At 68.3% G+C, this 18,727-nt stretch carries 16 protein-coding genes; 6 read left to right on the top strand and 10 right to left on the bottom strand.

Annotated features, from left to right (window positions below; all coding sequences use genetic code 11):
- Genes L1081_RS21345 through L1081_RS21335 form a run of 3 tightly spaced genes read right to left on the bottom strand, consistent with a single transcriptional unit; the run spans position 1 to position 3,612 of the window.
- A complete protein-coding gene (locus L1081_RS21345) occupies positions 1 to 2,076 on the bottom strand; it encodes an oxidoreductase (protein WP_489413967.1) in 2,076 nt (691 codons plus the stop codon).
- Positions 2,077 to 2,098: 22 nt separating this feature from the next.
- Positions 2,099 to 2,638 (bottom strand): DUF5943 domain-containing protein, encoded by a 540-nt coding sequence (locus L1081_RS21340; RefSeq protein ID WP_489413966.1) that lies wholly within the window; start codon positions 2,636 to 2,638, stop codon positions 2,099 to 2,101.
- Between the two features lie 2 nt (positions 2,639 to 2,640).
- A complete protein-coding gene (locus L1081_RS21335; RefSeq protein WP_489413965.1) occupies positions 2,641 to 3,612 on the bottom strand; it encodes a membrane dipeptidase in 972 nt (323 codons plus the stop codon).
- A 379-nt stretch (positions 3,613 to 3,991) separates the two neighbouring features.
- Between L1081_RS21335 and L1081_RS21330 the strand changes: the two genes are divergently transcribed.
- The 6 genes from L1081_RS21330 (at position 3,992) to fdhA (ending at position 10,817) form a co-directional block, all read left to right on the top strand.
- Complete coding sequence (locus L1081_RS21330) at positions 3,992 to 5,227, top strand: SRPBCC family protein (protein ID WP_489416821.1); 1,236 nt, start codon at positions 3,992 to 3,994, stop codon at positions 5,225 to 5,227.
- 50 nt (positions 5,228 to 5,277) lie between these two features.
- The gene (locus L1081_RS21325) at positions 5,278 to 6,393 is read left to right on the top strand and encodes an FAD-binding oxidoreductase (RefSeq protein ID WP_489413964.1); all 1,116 of its coding nucleotides are present in this window, start codon (positions 5,278 to 5,280) and stop codon (positions 6,391 to 6,393) included.
- Positions 6,394 to 6,460: 67 nt separating this feature from the next.
- Positions 6,461 to 7,501, top strand: a complete 1,041-nt coding sequence (locus L1081_RS21320) for a betaine/proline/choline family ABC transporter ATP-binding protein (RefSeq protein WP_489413963.1) — start codon at positions 6,461 to 6,463, stop codon at positions 7,499 to 7,501.
- Positions 7,491 to 8,360 carry an ABC transporter permease subunit gene (locus L1081_RS21315; RefSeq protein ID WP_489413962.1) on the top strand — a complete coding sequence of 290 codons (870 nt, stop codon included), beginning with the start codon at positions 7,491 to 7,493 and terminating at the stop codon, positions 8,358 to 8,360. The genes L1081_RS21320 and L1081_RS21315 overlap by 11 nt, the downstream gene beginning before the upstream one ends.
- A gap of 246 nt (positions 8,361 to 8,606) precedes the next feature.
- Positions 8,607 to 9,596 (top strand): porin, encoded by a 990-nt coding sequence (locus L1081_RS21310; protein ID WP_489413961.1) that lies wholly within the window; start codon positions 8,607 to 8,609, stop codon positions 9,594 to 9,596.
- A gap of 18 nt (positions 9,597 to 9,614) precedes the next feature.
- On the top strand, positions 9,615 to 10,817 hold the full coding sequence (fdhA, locus tag L1081_RS21305; protein ID WP_489413960.1) for a formaldehyde dehydrogenase, glutathione-independent: 1,203 nt from the start codon (positions 9,615 to 9,617) through the stop codon (positions 10,815 to 10,817).
- 25 nt (positions 10,818 to 10,842) lie between these two features.
- On the opposite strand, the gene purU is transcribed toward fdhA, so the two are convergent.
- Genes purU through L1081_RS21270 form a run of 7 tightly spaced genes read right to left on the bottom strand, consistent with a single transcriptional unit; the run spans position 10,843 to position 18,724 of the window.
- Entirely contained in the window at positions 10,843 to 11,721 is an 879-nt protein-coding gene (gene purU / locus L1081_RS21300; RefSeq protein ID WP_489413959.1) for a formyltetrahydrofolate deformylase, read from the bottom strand.
- Complete coding sequence (locus tag L1081_RS21295; protein ID WP_489413958.1) at positions 11,702 to 12,148, bottom strand: dihydroneopterin aldolase; 447 nt, start codon at positions 12,146 to 12,148, stop codon at positions 11,702 to 11,704. The genes purU and L1081_RS21295 overlap by 20 nt, the downstream gene beginning before the upstream one ends.
- Positions 12,145 to 12,753: a sarcosine oxidase subunit gamma family protein gene (locus L1081_RS21290; RefSeq protein ID WP_489413957.1), complete on the bottom strand. Its 609-nt coding sequence runs from the start codon at positions 12,751 to 12,753 to the stop codon at positions 12,145 to 12,147. Before L1081_RS21290 ends, L1081_RS21295 begins: the two co-directional genes overlap by 4 nt.
- Positions 12,746 to 15,739 carry a sarcosine oxidase subunit alpha family protein gene (locus L1081_RS21285; RefSeq protein WP_489413956.1) on the bottom strand — a complete coding sequence of 998 codons (2,994 nt, stop codon included), beginning with the start codon at positions 15,737 to 15,739 and terminating at the stop codon, positions 12,746 to 12,748. The genes L1081_RS21290 and L1081_RS21285 overlap by 8 nt, the downstream gene beginning before the upstream one ends.
- Positions 15,736 to 16,044, bottom strand: a complete 309-nt coding sequence (locus tag L1081_RS21280) for a sarcosine oxidase subunit delta family protein (protein ID WP_489413955.1) — start codon at positions 16,042 to 16,044, stop codon at positions 15,736 to 15,738. Before L1081_RS21280 ends, L1081_RS21285 begins: the two co-directional genes overlap by 4 nt.
- 37 nt (positions 16,045 to 16,081) lie before the next feature.
- The gene (locus L1081_RS21275; RefSeq protein WP_489413954.1) at positions 16,082 to 17,326 is read right to left on the bottom strand and encodes a sarcosine oxidase subunit beta family protein; all 1,245 of its coding nucleotides are present in this window, start codon (positions 17,324 to 17,326) and stop codon (positions 16,082 to 16,084) included.
- An 18-nt stretch (positions 17,327 to 17,344) separates the two neighbouring features.
- On the bottom strand, positions 17,345 to 18,724 hold the full coding sequence (locus tag L1081_RS21270) for an L-serine ammonia-lyase (RefSeq protein WP_489413953.1): 1,380 nt from the start codon (positions 18,722 to 18,724) through the stop codon (positions 17,345 to 17,347).
- Positions 18,725 to 18,727 lie beyond the last annotated feature (3 nt).

Below are 18,727 nucleotides of genomic sequence, written 5' to 3'. Positions count from 1 at the left end.
TCAGAAGTCCTTGGCGAGGCGCAGCGCGTCGTAGATGGCGCCGTGGATGTTGTGCATCGACACCCCGTCGCCGATGCGGAACAGCGCGAACTTCCCTTCGCCGCGCAGCGCCTGCGACAGCACCGGCTGGGGCTGTGCGGCGTAGAGCGCGTCGATGTCGGTCTGGCCGCGGTTGGCGGAGCGCTCCTTGAGTTGCCAGTACAGCGCCTCGTCGGGGCGGATGCCGTTCTCGATCACGACCTGGTCGACCACGCGCTCCTCCTGCACGTCGGTGTATTCGTTGCGCAGCACCGCCACGAGCTTGTCGCCGTCCGGCGTCGTCTCGCGGTAGACGCGGTCCAGCCAGTGGTTGGGCGTGAGGATGACACCGTGCGCGTAGAGCCCTCGGTAGAAGATGGGAAAGGTGGTGCCGCCGGTGTCGTCGGCGATCTTCACGTCCGGCGTGACCATCTCGACCAGATGGCCGCGGCTGGCGATGAAGTCGGCCACGCCGCTGCCCGCATGCGTGCTGATCGCGTCGTACACCAGCACGTTGCCGCGCGGTGCGACGCGGCCGCTCAGGATGTCCCAGCCGGACACCGACAGGCCCTCGGCCACGCCCCAGCCCGGGGTCTGGCCGGTGTGCGGAATGCCGCCGGTGGCGAGCACCACGATGTCGGGCCGCTCGTCCATGATCATGGAGACGTCGGCCTCGGTGTTCAGCCGCCGGTCCACGCCCAGGCGCAGCGTTTCCAGGTCGAACCAGCGGATGATGCCGGCCATCTGTTCGCGCCTGGGCGCCTTGGCCGCCAGGTTCACCTGCCCGCCGACCTGGGCCTGCTTCTCGAACAGCACCACGTCATGGCCGCGCTCGCGCGCCACGCGGGCGGCTTCCAGCCCCGCCGGACCTGCGCCCACGACCACCACCTTCCGCTTGGGGCCCGTGCTCCTGGCAATGGTGTGCGGCATGGTGCGCTCGCGGCTGGTCGCGGCGTTCTGCACGCACAGCACGTCCAGGCCGTTGTACTGCCGGTCGATGCAGTAGTTGGCGCCGACGCACTGCTTGATCTGGTCCTCGCGACCATCGCGGATCTTGATGACCATGTGCGGATCGGCGATCTGCGCGCGGGTCATGCCGACCATGTCGACGGTGCCGTTGGCGAGCAGCCGTTCGGCCTGCTGCGCGTCGCGGATGCTCTGGGCGTGCATCACCGGGATCTTCACCACGCTCTTGATGCCGCCGGCCAGGTGCACGAAGGGCTCGGGCGGCAGCGCCATGGGAGGCATGCAGTTGGCCAGCGTGTTGTGCGTGTCGGCGCCCGAGCCGATGACGCTGAGGAAGTCGATCAGGCCGGTTTCGCTCATGGCCTGGGCGATCTCCTTGAACGCCTCGTGGTCCAGCCCGTCCTCGTGGAACTCGTCGCCGCACATGCGCAGGCCCACGCAGAAGTCGCGGCCCACCTCCTCCCGCACCGCATCGAGCACCTCGATGCCGAAGCGCAGCCGGTTCGCGAGCGAGCCGCCGTATTCGTCGGTGCGGTGGTTGCTGCGCGGACTCCAGAACTGGTCGATGAGGTGCTGGTGCGCGGCCGATATCTCGATGCCGTCCATTCCCGAGGCCTTCACGCGGCGCGCGGCCCGCGCGTAGTCCTTGACGATGCGGCGGATTTCCTCGATCTCGATGGTCTTGGCGTTGCCGCGGTGAACGGGCTCCCGCACCCCCGAGGGACTGACCAGGTGCGGCCAGTCGAAGCCGTGCCAGGCATTGCGACGCCCCATGTGCGTGGCCTGGATCATGATCTTGGCGCCATGGCCGTGCATGGTCTCGGCCAGCTTGGCGAGGCCTTCCATGGTTTCGTCGCGCGAGAGATTCACGGAGCTCCACCAGTCGCTGGGACTGTCCTTGGCCACCGGGCTGGAGCCGCCGCAGATGGCCAGGCCCACGCCGCCGCGGGCCTTCTCCTCGTAGTAGCGGATGTAGCGCTCGCCGGGCATGCCGTTTTCGGCATAGACCTCGGCGTGGGCCGTGCTCACGATCCGGTTGCGGATCTTCAGCTGGTTGAGCTGGATGGGTTCGAACAGGTGCGGGTAGCGCATGGTCGGGTGCTGCGTGTGAGGGTCAGGCCGCGAGGGGCGCCACCGTGAACACGCAGTGCGCATGTCCCTCGGCGGCGCAGCGGGTTTCTTCGCTGTGCGTCTTCCAGCTCTTGCCCGTGTCCTGGCCGACCCAGTCCATGGCACCGGAGAACCAGCCGGAGAACAGGTAGCAGACCTTGTCCCGCGTCACCGGCACGCCGGCGATGCCCTGGGCCAGCACGAACACCGAGTGCTCGAGCACGATGCGGGCATGGCCGGTGGCGGCGTCCACCGCCTCGAAGGAGAACAGGCCCCAGCCGCGCTGCGACAGGCGCTTGAGGTAGTGCTCGTACACAGCCAGGCCCTTGAGGCCATGGGTCTTCGATTCCTGCTCGCACCAGAAGTACGCGGAGCGGTAGCCCGCCTTGTAGAGGCTCTGCGCATAGGCTTCGCGGCCGATGGCGGCTTCGGCCTCCACATGGTTGTTCACGAAGAAGTGCCGCGGCACGTAGATCATCGGGAGCCCGTCGGTGCTCCAGATGCCGGTGTGTTCATCGACCTCGATGGGCAATTGCGGCTGCATGCTCAGGCTCCCCACACGTCCTTGAACACCCGCAGCCAGTTGCCGCCGATGACCTTCTCGATCTTGCTCGCCGGCCAGCCGGCATGCGCCATCTCGGCCGTCAGGTTGGGCATCTCGCCGATGGTGCGGATGCCTACGGGGTTGAGCACGGTGCCGAAATCGGTGAGCCGGCGGTGGCGCCCCTTGTCGTGCGTGATGTGGTCGAAGAACTCCTGCCCGTAGCCCTGGGTGTGGTCGGTGCCCACGCCTACGCAATCCTCGCCCACCAGGTTGACGACGTAGTCGATGGCCTCGACATAGTCCGCAACGGTGGCCTCGATGCCGCGGCGCAGGAAGGGCGGGAACATGGTCACGCCGATGAAGCCGCCGCGCTCGGCGATGAAGCGCAGCTGCTCGTCGCTCTTGTTGCGCGGGTGCTCCTTGAGCCCTGCGGGCAGGCAGTGGCTGTAGGTGACGGGCTTCTTCGAGGCGAGGATCGCCTCCTCGCTCGTTTTGGCCCCGACATGCGACAGGTCCACCATGATGCCCACCCGGTTCATCTCGGCGATGACTTCGTGGCCGTAGCCGGAGAGCCCGCCGTCGCGCTCGTAGCAGCCGGTTCCGATCAGGTTCTGCGTGTTGTAGCAGAGCTGGACCACGCGCACGCCCATGTCGGCGAAGGCTTCGATGTGGCCCAGGTGGTCCTCGAAGGCATGCGCGTTCTGGAAGCCGAGGATGATGCCGGTCTTGCCCTCGGCCTTGGCCTGCCCGATGTCGCGCGTGGTCCGCACCAGCGTGAGCAGGTCCGCGTTGGCGCGGATGAGCGACTTCATCTGCGCGATGTTGTGCACCGTGCCCTTGAAATCCTCCCAGACCGAGACGGTGCAGTTGGCGGCGGTGAGGCCGCCCTTGCGCATGTCCTCGAATACCGGGCGATCCCACTTGGAGATGATGAGGCCGTCGATGACGACGGCGTTGGCATGGATCGGATTCATTGTCTGGGTTCCTTGCGTCTGGTTCATGGGTGGCTGGCGTTGTGGCTGGCGGCGGACCGCGCCGGGTGCCTGATTCTTCGAGCCCCCGGTCGCCAAGGCTTGTGCAGCGCGGACGCGCACTTGCGCAAATCCGACATCGGCGGCCGCAAGCGGGCACCGGGCCCGGAGCGCTCGAAGCGGCGTGTCGATTCCTGACAAGTCCGCGTCCTGCCGACGCAAGGTGCGCGCGGCGGCTCGCCAAACAATGCGCCCACCACGTTGACAGGCGCTCCCCGGCGCCAGCTCTCGCGAGGCTCATCCAACGGATTCCAGGATCTCCGTCATGCCCACTCAAGCTTCCATCATCACCCTGCATCCCCGCGCCGGTTCGGCGAACGACATGCTGAGCGCCCTGCTGGCGCGGCGCCGCCCCGGCTACAGTCTGGAGGCGCCCTTCTATCTGAGCGAGGACATCTTCGAGGCCGACATGGAATACATCTTCCGGCGCCACTGGATCTTCGCGGGCGTTGCGCCGCAGGTGCCTGAGCCGGGCGACTACATCACGGTCGACGTCGGCGCCGATTCGGTGCTGATCGTGCGGGACGACGACATGAACCTGCGCGCGTTCCACAACGTCTGCCGCCACCGCGGCTCGCGGCTGTGCCAGGACCACCAGGGCAGCCTGGGCAACATCGTGTGCCCCTACCACCAGTGGACCTACGACCTCGAAGGCAAGCTGATCCATGCCGACCACATGGGCGAGGCCTTCCTGCGCGAACAGCACGGCCTCAAGAAGGTGCACCTGCGCAACCTCGAGGGCCTGATCTTCATCTGCCTGGCCGATGAGCCGCCGGCAGACTTCGAGGAAGCGGCCGCGCGCATGCGCCCCTACCTCGCACCGCACCGCCTGGACGACTGCAAGGTGGCGGCACAGATCGACATCATCGAAGAGGGCAACTGGAAGCTCACGCTGGAGAACAACCGCGAGTGCTATCACTGCATGAGCAACCATCCGGAACTGACGATCTCGATCTACGAGCAGGGCTTCGGCTACCAGCCCGGGCCGCAGAACGCCGAAGGGCTGGCGCAATTCGAACATGCCGTGAACGAGAGCCGCGCCCGCTGGGAAGCCATGGGCCTGCCCAGTGCGCGGATCGAGGAGCTGGACACCCGCGTGAGCGGCTTTCGCGTCCAGCGCCTCCCGTTGGACCGCGCCGGCCAGTCCCAGACGCTGAACGCCGAGGTCGCCTGCAAGAAGCTGCTGGGCAATTTCGAGGACAAGGCCCTGGGCGGCCTGTCCGTCTGGACCCAGCCCAATTCCTGGCACCACTTCATGAGCGACCACGTGGTCAGCTTCTCCACCATCCCGCTGAGCGCCGGACGAACCCTGGTGCGCACGACCTGGTGCGTGCACCGGGATGCGGTGGAGGGCGTGGACTACACGGTGGACAACCTCACCGCCGTGTGGAACGCCACCAACGCCCAGGACCGCCAGCTGGTCGAGGCCGCGCAGTCCGGTGTGGCCAGCAGCGCCTACGAGCCCGGGCCCTACTCGCCCTATACCGAGGCCCTGGTCGAGGCCTTCTGCACCTGGTACGTGGATCGCATGCGGGCCAGTACCACGGCCGCGCGCTGAAGCCGCGACCGCACGCACCGACCCTGCCGCCGAACCGGAGCGCCGACCCCATGACGGTTTCCTACCTCGACCTGGCGGAGCCGCCCGCCGCTGCCTGGGGCCCCGACGACGAGTGGCTCGAATGCGTGCGGGTGCGCGACGAGACGCATGACGTGCGCAGCTTCGTGTTCCGGCCGGTGGAGGCGCGCAGCTTCCGCTACCGCCCCGGCCAGTTCATCACCCTGAGCCTGGACATCGACGGCGAGCGCGTGAACCGCTGCTACACGCTGTGCTCCAGCCCGACCCGGCCCGACACGCTGACCATCACCGTCAAGCGCGTGCCCGGCGGCCGCGTGTCGAACTGGCTGCACGAGCACATGCGCCCGGGCACGCGGCTGTCGGCGGCCGGCCCGGCCGGAGGCTTCTGCTTCCCGCCCGGACCGGTGCAGGCGCCCGCGCGGGGACAGCTCTACCTCTCGGGTGGCAGCGGCATCACGCCGTTGATGTCGATGTCCCGCGCCTGGAGCGACCTGGGGCTGGACGCCGACGTGCAGTTCATCCACGCCGCCCGCACGCCGCAGGACATCGTCTTTGCCGACGAGTTCAGGCTGCTGGCGCGCTCGCTGCCGCGCTGGCGCGCCACCATGGTGTGCGAGGGGCGCGGCAGCACGCCCGGCTACAGCGGCCTGCTGGGCCGCCTCAGCCTGCCGCTGCTGCGCGCCCAGGTGCCCGACCTGCTGGAACGCGAGGTCTGGTGCTGCGGCCCCGGGCCGTTCATGGCCGCGGTGCGCGCCATGCTGGCCGAGGCGGGCTTCGACATGGCGCGCTATCACGAAGAGAGCTTCTCCTTCGAGAGCCTGGCGCCAAATACGGACGAGGCGGGCGAGGCATCCGCCGAAGCCGGACCCTCCGGTACCGAGGCCAGGCGCTTCATCGTCACGCTCAAGTCGCGCGGCGAACGCTTCGAATGCGCAGCCGACGAAAGCATCCTGAAAGCCGCGCAGCGCGCCGGCATCCGCTGGCCCTTCTCGTGCGCCAGCGGCGTGTGCGGCACCTGCCGCACACGCAAGATCGCCGGCGACATCGACATGAACCAGGGCGGCGGACTGCGTCCGCGCGAGGTGGCGCAGGGCTGGATCCTGCCCTGCTGCAGCAAGCCGCTGAGCGACCTGGAACTCGACCGATAGCCGGTTTGCCCCGGCCACTCCTCCGATGAAAAATCCCCCACGCCCACCACTGTCCCAGGAACCGAGCATGTCTAGACCGAAGATCCAGATACGCGACTTGACCAAGGTCTTCGGCACCAAGCCGGAGCAGACGCTGAAGCTGCTGCGGGAAGGCCAGTCCAAGGACGACATCTTCCAGCGCACCGGCCAGGTCGTTGGCCTCAACCGCGTCAGCTTCGACGTGCATGCCGGCGAGATCTACGTGCTGATGGGCCTGTCCGGCTCCGGCAAGTCGACGCTGATCCGGCTCATCAACCGACTGGTCGAGCCCACGTCTGGCTCGGTCATCGTCGATGGGCAGGACATCGTCAAGATGCGGGCGGCGGATCTCGTGCGCTGGCGCCGCAAGCGCGTGGCCATGGTCTTCCAGAGCTTCGCGCTGATGCCGCACCGCACGGTGTTCGACAACGTGGCCTTCGGCCTGGAGATCGCCGGCGACAAGCCCCGCCTGTACCGGGAAAAGATCATGGGCGTGCTGGAGCAGGTCGGCCTCAAGGCCTATGCGCAGAAATACCCGCACCAGCTCTCCGGCGGCATGCAGCAGCGCGTCGGGCTGGCGCGGGCCCTGGCGGCGGACCCGGACATCCTGCTGATGGACGAGGCCTTCTCCGCGCTGGACCCGCTCAAGCGCACGGAGATGCAGGACCTGATGCTCGATCTGCAGCGCGAGCAGCGCCGCACCATCTTCTTCGTCTCGCACGACCTGGAGGAAGCGCTCAGGATCGGCTCGCGCATCGGCATCATGGAAGGTGGCAGCCTGGTGCAGGAGGGCACGCCGCACGAGATCGTCACGCGGCCGGCCAACGACTACGTGCGCCGCTTCTTCAAGGGCGTGGACACATCGCGCTATTTCACCGCGGCCGACCTGGTCGACAGCGCACATGCGGACTTCACCGCATACAGCAAGTCGAACAGACTTTTGGCGACTACCACTTTGCCCGATGCCCTGCGCGCCGTCCTTGAGGTAGATCAACCCGTGAGAGTCTTCGACGATGCCGAGCACCTCGTGGGCTGCATCACGACCAGGAGCCTTCTCATCAAGATTGCGAGTACCCGCCATGCCAACTGACATCATCCGGGCCCTCATGGGCCAAGACAAGGACGTGCTGCCGCTGGGCGCACTGGTGAACGACGGTGTCAAGCTGCTGCTGAGCCGGGGCGCGGGCCTGTTCGACGCGGTCGGCCACGTCGTCGAGGCCTTCGCGGGCCGGGTCGAGTCCGCCTTCGTCGCGCTGCCCTTCTGGCTGGTGCTGCTGGCCGTGGTGGCCGTGGGCACGTGGCGGCTGAAGTGGCGCTTCGGGCTGTTCGCCTTTGCCAGCCTGATGGTGATCCGCCTCACCGGCTTCTGGGACCAGACCATGGTGACCCTGGCCCTGGTCTTCTCCGCCACGCTCATCAGCCTGTTCGTGGGCGTGCCGCTCGGCATCCTGTGCGCGCGCAGCGACCGCTTCAACGCCCTGCTGCGCCCGATGCTGGACTTCATGCAGACCATGCCGGCCTTCGTCTACCTGATCCCGGCCGCCATGCTGTTCGGGCTGGGCCGCGTGCCGGGCATCCTGGCCACCGTGGTGTTCGCGATGCCGCCGGTGGTGCGGCTCACCGCGCTGGGCATCCGCCAGGTCAATCCGGAGCAGGTCGAGGCGGGCAAGGCCTTCGGCTGCACATCGCTGCAGCTGCTTTGGAAGGTGCAGCTGCCCATCGCGCTGCCCACGCTGATGGCGGGCGTCAACCAGACCATCATGATGGCGCTGTCGATGGTGATCATCGCCTCGATGGTCGGCGCGGGCGGCCTGGGCAACGATGTGCTCTCGAGCATCCAGCGCCTGGACATCGGCCTGGGCTTCGAGAGCGGCCTGTCGGTGGTGCTGCTGGCGATCATCCTGGACCGCCTGACCGAGAGCTTCGGCACGCGGCACCGGGACGGCTGAAAGCCCGGCCCCTTCGGACCTGCCGCCTCGCCGGCGCCGTACGCAAGTGCGGCGCTTGTTTTGTCGCGCGCGCATGAACCGCAGCCTTGCTTCATGCCGGCGCAAAACGGCCCGCATACGCGTGTCGGCATCCGGTTGATCCGCGTCGCCTCACGGCAATTGCACGCGCAGCGCCTCCCTAGCATCGCCTGGCGTGATGTTCACGTGCTCCACATCAATCACACCCATCGACCGGAGAGAAACACGATGAGATCGTTCAGGCTTATTGCCAATCCCGTCACGACGACGGCGCTTCTTTTCGCAAGCACGGCGGTTCATGCCCAATCGTCGGTCGTCATCTCCGGCCTGTTCGATTTGGGTGTGTTCCGGGATTTCAACAAGACGAAGAACGTCGGCACCATCCAGCGCAGCAACATCGCGTTCAGCGGCACCGAGGATCTCGGCGGCGGCCTGGCCGCCACCTTCAAGCTGTCGCATCGATTCGAAGGCGACACGGGGCGGCCGGAAGGGGAGGGCTCCAAGCCCTACTGGCAGGGCGAATCGACCGTCGGCCTCAAAGGCGCCTGGGGCAGCGTGCGTCTCGGCCGTGCGCTCGATGCCGTGTGGGCCAATGACTGGGCCTACGACCCCTGGTACAACTTCAACCGCATCGCGTCGCCGGCCTGGCAGTACTGGCACTACAACTACTCGAGCAGCCGCACCAGCAACAACGGCTCACCCGAGTATGGGCGGCTCGCCAACGGCGTCTTCTACGACTCGCCCGTGTTCGGCGGCTTCAGCTTCCACTACAGCGGCGCGTTCGAGAAATCCGACGCGGCCGGCGCGGGCCGCGGCCACAACAACGGCCTTTCGCTCAACTACGACCAGGGACCCCTCTCGATGATGGCGGCCACCTCGAAGAACAGCAACAACGACACGGTCACCTTCCTCGGCGCCAAGTACACCATCGGCTCCCTGTCGCTGATGGGTGCCTACGACCGGAGCAAGTTCGAAGCGGCGGTCGACTCCATTGCCAAGGCCTACACCGTGGGCGCGAGCTACACGATCGGCGCCGCGGTGCTCAAGGCCAGCTACGGCCAGCTCAAGGTGGACGGCGCCAGGTCGCGCTTCCTCGGAATCGGCGCCGACTACCTGCTGTCGAAGCGGACCAGCCTCTACGCGAGCGCGGGCCGCAGCAAGCCCGACAACAGCAGCGGCGCGACGGCCTACGGCGTCGGCATCGCCCACAGTTTCTGACAACCCAAGGAGATCGAAATGACGAGCAATCGCGGCGTAGCGTATGTGGGAGCGGGCACAGTCGAAGTCCGGTCCATCGACTTTCCCAAGCTGGAAGATCCGCGCGGCAGGCGCATCGACCACGGCGTGATCCTGCGCGTCGTGTCGACCAACATCTGCGGTTCGGACCAGCACATGGTGCGCGGCCGGACCACGGCGCCGGAAGGCCTCATCCTCGGCCATGAGATCACCGGCGAGGTCATCGAGCTCGGGCGCGACGTCGAGACGCTCGCCATCGGCGACCTGGTCTCGGTGCCGTTCAACGTCGCCTGCGGCCGCTGCCGCACCTGCAAGGAGCAGCACACGGGCGTGTGCATGACGGTCAATCCGGCGCGTGCGGGCGGGGCTTACGGCTATGTCGACATGGGCGGCTGGGTCGGCGGCCAGGCCGAGTACGTGATGGTGCCATATGCCGACTTCAACCTGCTGAAATTCCCCGACAAGGCCCAGGCGATGGAGAAGATCCGCGACCTGACCTGCCTGTCGGACATCCTTCCCACCGGCTACCACGGCGCCGTCACCGCAGGCGTCGGGCCGGGCAGCACCGTGTACATCGCGGGCGCGGGGCCTGTGGGCCTGGCGGCAGCAGCTTCGGCGCGTCTGCTGGGCGCGGCCGCGGTGATCATCGGAGACGTCAATCCGGCGCGGCTGCAGCACCCCAGGAGCCTGGGGTACGAAGTCGTCGACCTGTCCCTGGACGCGACACTGGCCGAGCAGGTGGCGCAGATCCTGGGCGTGCCGGAAGTGGACTGCGCGATCGACGCGGTGGGCTTCGAGGCGCGCGGGCATGGCCACGAGGGCGCGCGCCATGAAGCGCCGGCCACCGTGCTGAACTCGCTGATGGAAGTGACCCGCGCGGCCGGCCGCATCGGGATTCCGGGGCTCTACGTCACCGAGGACCCGGGCGCGGTCGACAGCGCGGCCAGGCAGGGCGCGCTGAGCATCCGGCTGGGCCTGGGCTGGGCCAAGTCGCACAGCTTCTTCACCGGCCAGACGCCCGTGATGAAGTACAACCGCGCGCTGATGCAGGCCATCCTGTGGGACCGCATCAAGATCGCGGAGACGGTGGGCGTGGAAGTCATCGCACTGGATGACGCGCCTCGGGGCTATGCGGAATTCGACGCCGGCGCGCCGAAGAAGTTCGTCATCGACCCGCACGGCCTGGTGTCAAAGGCCGCCTGAGCCCGCCGAGCAAAAAGGGCTGCGCCTACCTCAGCACCACGGTGCGCAGCCCGTTGATGAAGACCCGGTGCTCGAGCACGTAGCGGATGGCGCGCCCGAGCACCAGGCATTCGACATGGCGCCCCGCATTCAGCAGCTGCTCCGGTCCGTACGCATGGTCGACCCGCTCCAGCGCCTGCTCGATGATCGGTCCTTCGTCCAGGTCGGTGGTCGCGAAGTGCGCCGTGGCGCCGATCAGCTTCACGCCGCGGGCATGGGCTTGCGCATACGGACGCGCGCCCTTGAAACCCGGCAGGAAGGAATGGTGGATGTTGACGACGCGACCCGCGAGCGCCCGGCACATGTCTTCCGACAGCACCTGCATGTAGCGCGCCAGCACCACGAGTTCGGCATCGTATTCGTGGATGCAGCGCAGCACCTGCGCCTCCTGCTGCAGCTTGGTTTCGGGCGTGATCGGAAAGTGGTGGAAGGGCACGCCCTCGGCCGCCGCGACGGCAGCGAGGTCGGCGTGGTTGGACACCACCGCGACGACCTCCATGTCGAGCTCGCCGCGCCGGCGCTGCGCGAGCAGGTCGTGCAGGCAGTGGTCCGCCTTGGACACCATGATCAGCACGCGCGCCGGGCGCCGCGTGTCGTGGATCGCGCCCTCTGCATCTGAAAAGTCCGACAGCGCCGCGGCGTAGCCCGCACGCAGCGTGTCGATGTTGCGCGCAGCCGCGCCGCGGACGCGGAAGACCGCGCGCACGTAGAAGCGCTCGCTCAGAACGTCGTCGAACACCGCGAACTCCTCGATGTAGGCACCGTGCCGCTCGAGCAGCGCGGTGACCGTCGCCACCTGGCCGCGGGCACTCCGGCAGGCCAGGGTCAGGCAGTAGCGGTCTTCGTCAGGCAGGCTGGTGCTCATTGCGGGTCCTTTCGCTCGGCATGCACAAGGCCGCCATCGTCTGTCCATGGCGGCGCTGCGCTTCGAAATCCGCGCGCGAGACGCTGCGTTCGATGCCCACCGACACCGCCGAGCCGCTCACGCGTTCCTTGGCGAGGCCGGCGCGCACTTGCTGCACGCGCCCATCGAAATCGAAGGCGAAGGCGATCAGCTCGTTGACCCGCGTCTCCAGCAGCGGAATGTGCGGGGTGCCTGGCCACTCCTCGGTGATCCAGCGGCACAGCGGCTCGTAGTCGAGGCACTCGCCGAGCGCCGCCGGACAGGCCGCAGCGGTACCGTGCAGCACCAGGTCGACCCATACCGGCTGCGGCTCGAGCTCATCGGCATAGATGCCGACGCGAAGCTGCGTGCAGAGGCGTTCGATCCTCACCGACCAGGTCGTGTTCACGCAAACCGCCGCGTGACGAGGCCGCACTCTGCGGTGGCGCGCTCGAGCATCAGCCACACATAGCCCGTGAAGCTGCGGCGCACCAGCAGCTCGTACTCGGGCGCGTCGTCGGTCTGCCACAGCCAGACCCCTGCCTTGAAGAAGTGCGACCCGGCACATGCGCCGCGCGCGAAGGCGCGCGGATGCAGATCCAGCGGGCAGCCCTGGGCGAGCACGTCGCGCGCCGGCGTACCGCTCAGGTGCAGCACCGTATAGCCGCTGCTGACGTCGGTCACGGCGTGGTGCTGGCCGGCCAGCGCCTTGCGCAGCCGGCTCGCCAGCGCATCGGCCTGTCCCTTGGGACCGACGATGAACCAGTCATCGGGCCCCGCCCACAGGACGCGCACCGCGCTGCCTTCGCCGGTGGTGCAGGGCTTCACCGGCAGCGGCGCATCCAGCACGCTTTCCACGGCCTGGCGGAACGCCGTGTCCTCGGCATTGCCGCGCAGGTTGACGATGGAGAGGCCCTCGCGCCATCCGGCGAGCAGGCTTCGGGTGACGGGGGTGGCAGACGCCACCGGCCGGCGGGTGGCCGTCTCGGCTTTGCGTTGGATGACCTCAGGCATTTTGACGCTCCGATTTCGGGTCGAAGAACACGGGACTGGCGATGGTGGCGGTGACCGTGCGGCCACCGTGCATGGAGAGGTGCACCCGTTCGCCCATGCGCTGGGCACCGCCCTTGACCAGCGCCAGCGCGATCGAACGGCCCAGGGTGGGACTGGCGTAGCTCGACGTCACATGGCCGGCCGAGCGCGCGGGGATGCTCGGCGCCGGCTCGTCGATGACCTGGGCGCCCTCTTCGAGCACGACCTGGGGGTCGTCGGTGAGCAGGCCGACGAACTGCTTGCGGTCCGCGCGCGCGGTGTCGCTGCGCGAGAGCGAACGCTTGCCGAGGCAGTCCTTGGTCTTGGCCACCATGGCGCCCATCCCGAGGTCGACCGGCGTGACCGAGCCATCGGTGTCCTGGCCGACGATGATGTAGCCCTTCTCGGCACGCAGCACGTGCATGGTCTCGGTGCCGTAGGGCGTGATGCCGTACGGTGCGCCCGCGGCCTGGATCGCTTCCCATACGCGCAGGCCGTCCGCCGCCGGCACGTTGACCTCGTAGCTGCGCTCGCCCGAGAAGCTGATGCGCATGATGCGCGCCCTGACGCCGGCCACGGTGCCCTCGCGGTACGACATGAAGGGGAACGCGGCGTCGTCGAAGTCGATGTCCTGGCACAGCTTCTTCAGCACCTCGCGGCTCTTCGGCCCGGCGAGCGCGGTGGTGGCCCAGTGGTCGGTGACGGTCGTGAGGAACACCTTCAGGTGCGGCCATTCGGTCTGCAGCCAGCGTTCCAGCCAGGCCAGCACGCGCGCCGCACCGCCCGTGGTCGTGTGCATGAGGAAGTGGTTCTCGCCCAGGCGCACGGTGACGCCGTCGTCGAACACCATGCCGTTCTCGTCCAGCATCAGGCCGTAGCGGCACTTGCCGACCTCGAGCTTGGACCAGGCGTTGCTGTAGATCCAGTTGAGCAGCGTGGCGGCGTCCGGCCCCTGGATGTCGATCTTGCCGAGCGTCGAGGCGTCGAGCGTTCCGACGCTCTGCCGCACCGCGAGGACTTCGCGCTTCACCGCGGCATGCAGGTCTTCGCCCGGCTGGCGGTAGTACCAGGGCCGCTTCCACTGGCCCACGTCCTCGAACAGCGCGCCTTGCCGCAGGTGCCAATCGTGCATGGCGGTGGTGCGCACCGGCTCGAAGGCGTCGCCCAGCTCCAGCCCGGCCACCGCGCCGAAGGTCACCGGCGTGTAGTTGGGACGGAAGGTCGTGGTGCCGACCTGCGGAATCGACTTGCCGAGCGCCTGGGCGGCGATGCCCATGCCGTTGATGTTGCCGGTCTTGCCCTGGTCGGTGCCGAAACCCATGGCGGTGTAGCGCTTGACGTGCTCGATCGATTCGAACCCCTCGCGCACCGCCAGGTGGATGTCGGAAGCGGCCACGTCGTTCTGCAGGTCGACGAACTGCTTGGGCGCCCGGCTCACGCGCTTGGCATGCGGCACCAGCCACAGCGGACGCAGCGAACCGGGCTCGGTGTCGGCCACGCGGGGCAGCGGCGTTGGCTTCACCTGGAAGCCCGCTGCCTGCGCAGCGGCCACGCCCGCGGCCCATCCGCTGTGGGCGCACAGGAAAAGGCTCTGCAGGCCGCAGCAGCTGCCGGCCGAAGATTCGGCCTGCGCCGGACGGCCGGGCAGGAAGGCGGCATGGCCGTCGTCCCAGACCGGCTTGCTGCCCGCCTGGCACTGCAGGTGGATCACCGGGCTGAAGCCGCCCGACACGGCGACGAGGTCGCATGCGAGCATTCGCGGCGATCCGCCGAGGCGGCCCTGTGCATCGAGCTGCTGCACCACGGCCGCACTCACCCGCTTGCGGCCGTGCGCTTCGGTGATCACCTGGCCCGGAAGGATCTCGATGCCCTTGCCTCGGGCACGCTGCGAGAGGCTGCCGTCGGGCTCGCTGCGCGCATCGACGACAACCACCGATGCGCCCGCGCCGTGAAGCGCCAGCGCGGCGTCGTAGCCGGTGTCGTTGTTGGTGAAGACCACGGCCCGCTGCCCCGGCAGCACCGCATAGCGCCGCACATAGGTCGACACGGCCGACGCCAGCATGATGCCGGGCAGGTCGTTGTTGCCGAACACCAGCGGACGCTCGTGCGCGCCGGTGGCCAGCACCACCTGCCGGGCGCGAAGCCGCCACAGGCGCTCGCGGAAGACCGGCGCTTCGGCGAAAGGCAGGTGGTCGGCGCGGCGCTCGAGCAGCGTGACCAGGTTGTGGTCGTGGTAACCGAAGGCGGTCGTTCGCGGCAGCACCTGCACCTCGGGCAGTGACGCAAGCTCCTCGCGTGCCTGCTCGACCCACCGCGCCGCGGGCAGGCCGTCGATCTTCTCGTCGCTGGTCAGCAGCCAGCCGCCGAGCTCGGCCTGCTCGTCGCACAGCATGACGCGCGCGCCGCTTCGGCCCGCGGCGAGCGCGGCCGTGAGGCCCGCAATGCCGCCACCCACCACGAGCACGTCGCAATGCGCGAAGCGTTTCTCGTAGCGGTCCGGATCGCCGACCGTGGGCGAGGCGCCCAGGCCGCTGGACGCCCGGATGTGCTTCTCGAAGAAATGCCAGGCCGCCTGCGACGCCATGAAGGTCTTGTAGTAGAAACCGGCCGGGATCAGGCGCGAGAACCATCCGTTGACCGCCTTCAGGTCGAACTCGACACTGGGGCTCGCATGGATGGACGTCGCAACCAGCCCTTCGACCAGGCTCACCTCGGTCATGCGGGCGTTGGGTACGGTGCGTGCGCCGTCGAACAGCTGCACCAGCGCATTGGGCTCTTCCACGCCAGCGCTCAGGATGCCGCGCGGGCGGTGGTACTTCCAGCTGCGCGCCACGACCGACACGCCGCTCGCGAGCAGCGCCGAGGCCAGCGTGTCGCCGGGATGCCCGCGGTACGCACGGCCGTTGAAGGTGAAGTTGAGGACGCGGTCGCGGTCGATGCGTCCTCCGGCGGCAAGGCGGGCGTTCATGCGTTGCTCCCGGAGGCGGCGGCCTGGCCTTCGGCATCGGGCATGGCCTCGCCGATGCGCCACGTGGCATGGATGCGGTAGCTCACCGTGTCGCGCAGGACATTGAACCAGCGGCCGCAGCCGCTCGCATGGCGCCACTGCTCGTGGTGCACGCCCTTGGGGTTCTTGCGCATGAACACGTAGTCGCCCCATTCGGCATCGGTCAGCGACTCGCTGTTGGGCGGGCGGACGATGCCGCCCTCGCCGCCGCAGCTGAACTCGGACTCGGCGCGCGGGCCGCACCAGGGGCAATCGATCTGCAGCATGGTGTGTCTTTCGAAAATGATCTGGAAGTGAAGGCGGTCAGTGGGCGACGGCGGCAGCGCCGTGCTCGTCGATCAGGTGGCCGTTGTAGAAGCGGTCGAGCGAGAAGGCTTCGTTGAGCGGGTGCGGCCGGTCCTGCGCCACCGTGTGCGCCATGGCCCAGCCCGAGCCCGGCGTCGCCTTGAAGCCGCCGGTGCCCCAGCCGCAGTTGATGTACAGGCCCTTCACCGGCGTGAGGCCGATGATCGGGCAGGCATCCGGCGAAACGTCGACGATGCCGCCCCACTGCCGGTTCATGCGCACGCGCGAGAACAGCGGGAACAGCTCCACGATGGCCTGCAGCGTGCTTTCGATCACGTGGTAGCTGCCGCGCTGGCCATAGCCCGCGTACTGGTCGATGCCGGCACCGATCACCAGATCGCCCTTGTCCGACTGGCTGATGTAGGCGTGGATGGCGTTGCTCATCACCACCGTCGGGAAGATCGGCTTCAGCGGCTCGGAGACCAGCGCCTGCAGCGGATGGCTTTCCAGCGGCAGCCGGATGCCCGCCATCTCGGCCAGCACGCTGGAGTGGCCGGCCGCGACGATGGCCACCTTCTTGGCCTTGATGAAGCCGCGCGCCGTGTCCAGCCCCGTCACCGCGCCGCCGTCGCGGCGGATGCCGTGCACCTCGCAGTTCTGCAGGATGTCCACGCCGTAGGAGTCGGCTGCGCGCGCGAAGCCCCACGCGACCGCGTCGTGCCGCGCCACGCCGGCGCGCCGTTGCAACGATGCGCCGAGCACCGGATAGCGCGCGTTCAGGTTGATGAAGGGCAGCATCTCCTGGATCTGCTGCGGCGTGAGCACCTCGGCATCGACGCCGTTCAGGCGGTTGGCGTTGACGCGTCGCTGGATGTCGCGCATGTCCTGCAGCGAATGGCCGAGGTTCATCACGCCGCGCTGGCTGAACATCACGTTGTAGTTGAGGTCCTGCGACAGGCCCTCCCACAGCTTCATCGACTTCTCGTACAGCTGCGTCGCCTCGTCCCAGAGGTAGTTGGAGCGCACGATGGTGGTGTTGCGCGCGGTGTTGCCGCCGCCCAGCCAGCCGCGCTCGACCACCGCCACGTTGCGCAGGCCGTGCTCCTTGGCCAGGTAGTAGGCGGTGGCCAGCCCGTGGCCGCCCGCGCCCACCACGACGACGTCGTATTCGCGCTTGGGCTCCGGCGAGCGCCATTGCTTCTGCCAGCCCTCGTGGTACGAGACCGAGTTGCGCAGCAGCGACCAGATCGAGAATTTCTGCATCACTATCTCCTGTTGGCTTCAACATTCCACGACGTTGACCGCGAGGCCCCCGCGCGAGGTTTCCTTGTATTTCGTCTTCATGTCGGCGCCGGTCTCGCGCATGGTCTTGATCACCCGGTCGAGGCTCACGTGGTGCGTGCCGTCGCCGCGCAGCGCCATGCGCGCGGCGTTGATCGCCTTCACCGAGGCGATCGCATTGCGCTCGATGCACGGGATCTGCACGAGGCCGCCCACCGGGTCGCAGGTGAGGCCCAGGTGGTGCTCCATGCCGATCTCGGCGGCGTTCTCCGCCTGCTCGGGCGTGCCGCCGAGCACCGCGCACAGGGCCCCGGCGGCCATCGAGCAGGCCACGCCGACCTCGCCCTGGCAGCCGACCTCGGCGCCGGAGATCGAGGCGTTTTCCTTGTAGAGGATTGCGATGGCGGCGGCCGTGAGCAGGAAATCGAACACGCCCTGCTCGTTGGCCCCGGCCGTGAACCTGCGGTAGTAGTGCAGCACCGCGGGCACGATGCCGGCCGCGCCATTGGTCGGCGCCGTGACCACGCGGCCGCCGGCGGCGTTCTCTTCGTTGACGGCCAGCGCATAGAGATTGACCCAGTCCAGCACCTGCAGCGGATCGCTCAGCGCCGCCTCCGGGTGGGCCGTCAGCCCGCGGTACAGGTCGGCCGCCCGCCGGCGCACCTTGAAGCCGCCGGGCAGCGTGCCTTCGCTGGCCACGCCGCGCTTCACGCAGGCCTGCATGGCCTCCCAGATGCGGCGCAGGCCGCCGCGCAGATCGTCGGCGCTGCGCCAGGCCAGCTCGTTCTGCCACATCAGCTGTGCGATGGTGAGGCCGCTCGCCCGGCACTGCTGCAGCAGTTCCTCACCGGTGCGGAACGGGTGGGGCAAGGGGCGCGTGTCCGGCGCCAGCTGAGGCGTGCCGGATTCGTCATGGAGAACGACGAAGCCGCCGCCGACCGAGAAGTAGGTGCGCTCGAGCACCGGCTGCGCCATCGCGTCCAGTGCCGTGAGCCGCATGCCGTTGGGATGGAAGGCGAGCGTTTCCCTCCGCAGGAACAGCAGGTCCTCGCGCTCGTCGAAGGCGACCGGATGGCTGCCCGCCAGGTTGAGCATGCGCTGGCCGCGGATCTGCTCCAGCCGGCCAGGGATGCAGTCCGGGTCGATCTGGTCGGGCTGCTCGCCTTCGAGGCCCAGCATGACGGCCTTGTCGCTGCCGTGGCCTTTCCCCGTGGCCCCGAGCGAGCCGTAGAGCGCACAGCGCACGCGCCGCACCGCGTCGAGCGAGCCGCTGTCGCGGAGGTCCGCGATGAACAGGTTGGCCGCGCGCATGGGGCCCACGGTGTGCGAGCTGCTCGGCCCGATGCCGATCTTGAACAGGTCGAAGGTGCTGACGGCCACGGC

The organism is Variovorax sp. MSC1_012 (genome assembly GCF_023667525.1).
GTDB lineage: Bacteria > Pseudomonadota > Gammaproteobacteria > Burkholderiales > Burkholderiaceae_C > Variovorax > Variovorax beijingensis_B.
This window is presented reverse-complemented; position numbering and strand designations above follow the sequence as displayed.

Bases quoted from the DNA above. Each gene is read 5' to 3' on its own strand.
- L1081_RS21345 (WP_489413967.1), bottom strand. From the start codon at position 2,076: ATGCGCTACCCGCACCTGTTCGAACCCATCCAGCTCAACCAGCTGAAG.
- L1081_RS21340 (WP_489413966.1), bottom strand. From the start codon at position 2,638: ATGCAGCCGCAATTGCCCATCGAGGTCGATGAACACACCGGCATCTGG.
- L1081_RS21335 (WP_489413965.1), bottom strand. From the start codon at position 3,612: ATGAATCCGATCCATGCCAACGCCGTCGTCATCGACGGCCTCATCATC.
- L1081_RS21330 (WP_489416821.1), top strand. From the start codon at position 3,992: ATGCTGAGCGCCCTGCTGGCGCGGCGCCGCCCCGGCTACAGTCTGGAG.
- L1081_RS21325 (WP_489413964.1), top strand. From the start codon at position 5,278: ATGACGGTTTCCTACCTCGACCTGGCGGAGCCGCCCGCCGCTGCCTGG.
- L1081_RS21320 (WP_489413963.1), top strand. From the start codon at position 6,461: ATGTCTAGACCGAAGATCCAGATACGCGACTTGACCAAGGTCTTCGGC.
- L1081_RS21315 (WP_489413962.1), top strand. From the start codon at position 7,491: ATGCCAACTGACATCATCCGGGCCCTCATGGGCCAAGACAAGGACGTG.
- L1081_RS21310 (WP_489413961.1), top strand. From the start codon at position 8,607: ATGAGATCGTTCAGGCTTATTGCCAATCCCGTCACGACGACGGCGCTT.
- fdhA (WP_489413960.1), top strand. From the start codon at position 9,615: ATGACGAGCAATCGCGGCGTAGCGTATGTGGGAGCGGGCACAGTCGAA.
- purU (WP_489413959.1), bottom strand. From the start codon at position 11,721: ATGAGCACCAGCCTGCCTGACGAAGACCGCTACTGCCTGACCCTGGCC.
- L1081_RS21290 (WP_489413957.1), bottom strand. From the start codon at position 12,753: ATGCCTGAGGTCATCCAACGCAAAGCCGAGACGGCCACCCGCCGGCCG.
- L1081_RS21285 (WP_489413956.1), bottom strand. From the start codon at position 15,739: ATGAACGCCCGCCTTGCCGCCGGAGGACGCATCGACCGCGACCGCGTC.
- L1081_RS21280 (WP_489413955.1), bottom strand. From the start codon at position 16,044: ATGCTGCAGATCGATTGCCCCTGGTGCGGCCCGCGCGCCGAGTCCGAG.
- L1081_RS21275 (WP_489413954.1), bottom strand. From the start codon at position 17,326: ATGCAGAAATTCTCGATCTGGTCGCTGCTGCGCAACTCGGTCTCGTAC.